The organism is uncultured Photobacterium sp., assembly GCF_947502415.1.
Classification (GTDB): Bacteria; Pseudomonadota; Gammaproteobacteria; order Enterobacterales; family Vibrionaceae; genus Photobacterium.
Genome location: NZ_CANMZV010000153.1, coordinates 1 through 209 on the forward strand (window position 1 = coordinate 1; position 209 = coordinate 209).

Below are 209 nucleotides of genomic sequence, written 5' to 3' on the forward strand. Positions count from 1 at the left end.
TGGCGCGCTCGGGAGGATTCGAACCTCCGACCGCCTGGTTCGTAGCCAGGTACTCTATCCAGCTGAGCTACGAGCGCGCAGAAATCTTTTTTGTCTAACACCGTATCCGGTTCGGGATACCGTGCTTTTTACAATAATGGCGCGTCCGGGAGGATTCGAACCTCCGACCGCCTGGTTCGTAGCCAGGTACTCTATCCAGCTGAGCTACG

Annotated in this window: 1 tRNA gene; it reads right to left on the bottom strand. The window is 56.5% G+C overall.

Annotated elements, in window-relative coordinates:
• Nucleotides 1-77: transfer RNA gene (locus Q0852_RS23905), tRNA-Arg, on the bottom strand.
• Nucleotides 78-209 lie beyond the last annotated feature (132 nt).